A 5,353-nucleotide genomic window follows, 5' to 3' on the forward strand; every position below is an offset into this window, starting at 1 on the left:
AAACTGCTTCGCCCGCGGCGCTTACTTCCTCGCGCCCAATGTGGACAGCACTAAAAATCACATTTACCAATAATGCAATATTTCACCGTCAACACGGTTGCCGAATGGATCTGCTTCCTCACCGCCCTTGTCTGCCTCCGGCGCGACAAGGACCCGGTGTGGAGGCGGTTTCCATTCTACCTTCTCCTTGTTTGCCTGGTGGAAACCGGCGGCATCTACCTGCGGGCCGTTCTGCGCGCACCCAACGCCCCATTGTACAACCTGTATATGGTAGCCGAATGTTTCGCCATCACCACCTTCCTGTACCACCTTATCAAACCTTACGGGATCAGCAAATGGGTCCCCATTGCCTGGGGAGCCGTATTCCTCGCCGCATGGCTCACCGAATCCTTTTCCCATCAGTTCGGTTACTATTCGCCGCTCACGGCTGCATTGATGGCGATGGTCATGGTAACGGGGTGCCTGTATTATTTTTACCTGGTGCTCCGAGACGATAAATACGTCCGCCTATCCACCCATCCGCCGTTCTGGTGGGTGAGCGGAACGCTGATGTTTTACTTCGGCGGGATCGCCACTTACATCTTTTTTCAGTACCTGCTGGAAGCTTCTTCCGGCGAAGGCATCCGCTTTTCGCTCCGGTATGTTATTTTTAAGGTCCTGAACGTGCTGTTATACGGCAGCTGGACATATGCTTTTATATGCAGGTACCGACAAACGAAATACTAACCCTTATTATCTGGGTGAGCGCCGTCTTTCTCCTGGCGCCACTCTTCCTTATCGTATACGTGACCGTGTACAACTCCCGGAAAAAGAAGCACCTGGAAGAAACGGAGCGCCTCCGCAACGCGTTCCGGACGGAATTGCTGCAGACGCAGATGGAAGTGCAGGAGCAAACGCTCAAAACCATTGGCAACGACCTGCACGACAATATCAACCAGCTTCTTGGGCTGATGACGATCACGCTTTCCGCCGTAGACCTGTCCGACACGGAGAAGGCAGCCGGGAAGATCGCCGCGGCGGAGGAACTGGCCAGGAGATCCATCCGGGAAATCCGCGCGCTCTCGCGCCTCATGCACGGGGAGGAGCTCGTGGGCAAGGGGCTGGCCAATGCCATCGCGTTCGAGCTCGACTGGCTGGAAAAATCCGGGCGCTACCAGATCCACCGTACCGGGAGCCTCGCGGGTATGCCGAAACACCCGGAAACCGAGCTGTTCGTGTTCCGCATCTTCCAGGAAACACTGCACAACATCATCCGCCACGCACAGGCCACTTCCGTTTTCATCGAACAATCTTGGTCAGATAACACCCTGACCCTCACGCTCACCGACGATGGCGCCGGCTTCGATGTGGAAGCCGCACTGGCCAAGCAATCGGGGATGGGCCTCCAGAATATCCGGAAACGGGCCGCCATGATCGGGGGCGCCGCCGCCATCCGGTCGGCGCCGGGCAAAGGTTCTTCCGTCACCATCACCGTTCCCCGCACAATCCAGCACCATGCAACATAACACTATACAGATCGCTATCGTGGACGACCATACGCTGTTCCGGCAGGGGCTCACCAGCCTGTTGTCAGAATACCCTGAGATCCGCGTTGCCTTCGAAGCCGCCAACGGCGCCGAAATGAAAGACCGTCTCTCAGCCGCGCCAGCGCCCGACGTGGTGCTGATGGATATTAACATGCCCGTCATGGATGGCTTCGAATCCACCCAATGGCTCAAGCAATTCCACCCGGACGTTAAAGTATTGGCACTCAGCACATTTGAAGATGACAAGCCCATCATCAAAATGCTCAAGAACGGGGCGGGTGGTTACCTGGTGAAGGAGTCCAGGATCGCTGACGTGGTGCAGGCCATCCGCACGATCCACGAGCAAGGATATTTTCTTAACGAGCTTATTTCCGCCAAAATGCTCCGCAGCATCCAGGATAATCCCACGCCCGGCGCGCTGCAGGTTCAACTGAGCGACAACGAGATCACGTTCCTGCGCCTTTGCTGCTCCGAACTGACGTACAAGGAGATCGCGGCAGAAATGAAGCTGAGCCCGCACACGATCGACAACTACCGCCAGGAGCTGTTCGACCGGCTGGCGATCAAATCGCGTACGGGCCTGGTACTGTTTGCGATTAAAAACGAACTGTACGCTCCCTGATTACAGTTTGCTTTATAAAAAGTATCCCCGGCCTGGATGAAAGGGCCGGGGATTTTTTGTTTGCATGGAGTGTAGAAACCGGCGCCGGAAAACCAGCTCCGGTGCTCGTTTCATGTGTGTTACTTAGTGAAAACTGAAGGTAATGGAATAGGGATCTAGAGGATGCAATGTTATTACACGACAGATGCGAGCATCCTTGGTTCCATGAAACCGGCCGGAGCTTTGGCTACGGTAAACCATACACCGTCGGTTTCATATCTGAACGTACAGAAGCCTGATTTCCAGGCATTATCCAGTTCGAGGAAGATTTCCATGCTGGGCTGAGGCACTACATTGCTGTAGCGCGTTGCCAGGTACGGCGTGCCCATGATAATCAATGAATTGGGAAACTCCACAATGGATGAGGCCGGCAAAGCAAAGAAGTAACCTTTCAGATAGGTGAGGCCGAAGGCATGATGATGCGCGGCTGCCGACAGCTGGCCGGTCCCGGTAATCTGCCGGGTTTGCTCATCGACGGTGAGCGAGATATGAAGGGCCGGCCCGCCGGGCTGATGGGCGCCAATATCCATCTGGACGGCGAACAATCCGGGGGAAAGGGAGGATTCTATGTGGATAGACTTAAGCATACAGAGAAAAGCGAACAGTCAAATTTCTACAAATACGGATACCTGTGAAAGGCTGTTTTTCCCCTGGTCCGGGGGGATTTTCAGCCTTTTAAAGTTGGATAATGTAAAGAGTTGATTGCCAGGAAGTTTGCAGTACTAATCCAGGTATTTACCGTAAGAAGACTTGAAACCCCGCTGCCGTGCGACCGGTGCCAGGATGGTAAAACCACTCGTTGTATCGGATATGGCGGCTTATCCACACGGATAAAACAGTAGTTTGCAGAAACCGGATTTCCTGGCTGGTCAACGGATTCATGTGTATTGCGGGGGTAAGCCATTTTATGGGCGTTTTGGGGACGATAGAAATAGCAGAATTCTACCGGAAATCCGTTCAAAAATCCCACTCAAATTCCTGATTAGTTGTCGGTACCGGAGGACGATTACACTGAATATTAGCATGATTTCATCCCAATCTTTCACAAAAGGGCAGGATATTGCTCCTGAAATTATTCCATTGTATGCTGGTATTTTTTCTTAACGGACTTTCGCGGGGATTAAGTCATGCCATTTACAGGTTATAAATACAGGTGAAAAAGAGGGAGCGAATTCGGCATTACGGTATTTAACATAATATAAATTATATAGCTGAATTATGATTTCCCTAATATTTTTAACATTGAGTAAATATGGTTTGACTGTTTTTACTAAACTTATCATGATGGATTATTTCTCTTGCAATTGTATGTGTCTCTATTATTCGCGAAAATCCTGCGGCAATGGGAATTTTGACCACATATTCCATGACAATCCTCCCGGTGCGATCCGGCCAAAACAAACACGTTATTTAGTTCATTATCATGCATCTACATCAGTCTCCTCAACAAATAATTAATTTAATTTTCTGCAAGAAATTAGGTGCCCCGAATTGTCATACGCCGCAAGGTGAGCGTTCAAGTATTGAAAAGCCTTGTGAAAATCAACCTGCAGCTCCTCCTCTGCCGTAAACCGAAAAAATTCGGGCAACGGGCCGAAAAGCTGCTTGGGAATAGATGATCGTTTTGATATGAAATTATCCTATAATGAAAAAACGGGCCAATCCTGCAAGGACCGCCCGTTTTCCCGGTTAACGAAGTTATCCTGGAAGCAATCTAATCCATCAAATCCATCGACTTCAAATGCGCCGCCGCCTCGATCAGCATACAACCCGAAAGTTGCGTACTCAGGTCCACCTGCGAACCCATCGCATTCCATTTGCCGCCGAAAAGTATCTGCGGGCGCGTGGTAGCCTGGAGCCAGAGCGTTTCGGCATTGACTTTCAGGAAGCTCACATACTTGCTGGCGTCGGTGGATGAAATCCCGCCGTCCGTGATCAGCAACATCATGTAGCGCACCAGGATGCCCTTGAAAAGCCCTCCGTCGCCGGCGCCCTCGTCTTTCATCACGTTCCCCTGCGTCAGCTCACCGGTCATGGAGTTATTGGCGGTGCGCAGCGCATCGTTCAGGTACACCTGCTCGCCCGTGATCTTATATAGCTCCACGCCCGCACCAATGTAAACACCTTGATTATAAGTGAATTTCCAGTTTTTATTGGTGCCGGTGCCATCGAGGCCATCCCATACCAGGCCGGTAACGGGGTCTACCAGGTTGTTTTTCTGCCAATTGTAGATCTTCCGCGCCCAGTCCAGATCCTCGGGATTTTTATTGAGCGTGTACATCCGCGACGCAATGATGCTTGCCGGCGCGTTGGATGGCGTGTTCTTGTTCTTGCGCTCTTTGTTCCAATAAATGCCACCGCCCCAGGTATCGTCCCAGCCGCCCTTGATGTCATTCCAAAGCGTCTCGGCCACGGTTTTGTATTTCGCGTCGTTGGTTACCTCGTACGCCCGGATGCAGGCCAGCGCCATCCATTCCATATCATCATAAAAATGATTGATGTACGTGTTCCCGTTACGGGCTTTCATCCCATCCAGCAATTCGTCCATCCGCGCTTTGATCTGGGGATCGTTCTTCCGGAGGTACGCATCCAGCAACACATCCAGCCCATGCGCATTGCGCCAGTAATGAAAGGTATTACCGCCGGTATGGTTCTCGTTGAAATACTTCCCGGACGCATTGTAGAAATTGGCGATCAATGAATTATAAGTCGAATCCGCGATCGACGGCCAATTGTACACGTACGTTTTCTTCCCCGCGCCAGGCCCCGGCCCATCGTCTACCGGTTCTTTCAAACAACCGGTAAACGATACGGCCAGCATAAGCAGCGACAGGCTATATTTATTGATTTTCAGCATGTTGCGTGTTTGTTATTTAACAATTACTTCATGGGTATACGCCCTGTCTGCCCGGAAATATACATTCACATCACAGGGGCGGGTGTCCACTTCCGTCATGAACTTGTAGCAATAATTCCAGCGGTCGCTGTTCGGAATGGGTCGAAGTTCCCAGAACGATAAAGGCGTGGCGGACGTCGGACGGTTGTTGTCCGCATTCGAGCTGCCGAACCATTCAAACCCGTCGGCTCCCGCATTCTTCACGCTCAGGCGGAATTTGTAGCGCTCATCGCGGCCCCAGGACTCCTGGCGGAAGGTAATTACCTTGTC

Annotated in this window: 5 protein-coding genes and 1 pseudogene; 3 read left to right on the forward strand and 3 right to left on the reverse strand. The window is 51.7% G+C overall.

Annotated elements, in window-relative coordinates:
• The first annotated feature begins 72 nt into the window (after positions 1-72).
• The 3 genes from Q0510_RS05535 to Q0510_RS05545 are packed head-to-tail and all read left to right on the forward strand — an operon-like array spanning position 73 to position 2,148.
• Positions 73-726: a hypothetical protein gene (locus Q0510_RS05535; protein ID WP_298709000.1), complete on the forward strand. Its 654-nt coding sequence runs from the start codon at positions 73-75 to the stop codon at positions 724-726.
• Positions 699-1,505 carry an ATP-binding protein gene (locus tag Q0510_RS05540; protein ID WP_298709001.1) on the forward strand — a complete coding sequence of 269 codons (807 nt, stop codon included), beginning with the start codon at positions 699-701 and terminating at the stop codon, positions 1,503-1,505. The genes Q0510_RS05535 and Q0510_RS05540 overlap by 28 nt, the downstream gene beginning before the upstream one ends.
• Entirely contained in the window at positions 1,495-2,148 is a 654-nt protein-coding gene (locus tag Q0510_RS05545; RefSeq protein WP_298709003.1) for a response regulator transcription factor, read from the forward strand. Before Q0510_RS05540 ends, Q0510_RS05545 begins: the two co-directional genes overlap by 11 nt.
• A gap of 173 nt (positions 2,149-2,321) precedes the next feature.
• Here the strand turns inward: Q0510_RS05545 and Q0510_RS05550 are convergent, their stop codons facing one another.
• The 3 genes and pseudogenes from Q0510_RS05550 to Q0510_RS05560 form a co-directional block, all read right to left on the reverse strand.
• Entirely contained in the window at positions 2,322-2,774 is a 453-nt protein-coding gene (locus Q0510_RS05550) for a DUF1842 domain-containing protein (protein WP_298709005.1), read from the reverse strand.
• A 1,127-nt stretch (positions 2,775-3,901) separates the two neighbouring features.
• On the reverse strand, positions 3,902-5,044 hold the full coding sequence (locus tag Q0510_RS05555; RefSeq protein WP_298709006.1) for a glycoside hydrolase family 76 protein: 1,143 nt from the start codon (positions 5,042-5,044) through the stop codon (positions 3,902-3,904).
• A 12-nt stretch (positions 5,045-5,056) separates the two neighbouring features.
• Positions 5,057-5,353 (reverse strand): annotated as a pseudogene (locus tag Q0510_RS05560) (hypothetical protein); the annotation flags it as partial.

It is taken from the genome of uncultured Chitinophaga sp., from assembly GCF_937874145.1.
GTDB lineage: Bacteria > Bacteroidota > Bacteroidia > Chitinophagales > Chitinophagaceae > Chitinophaga.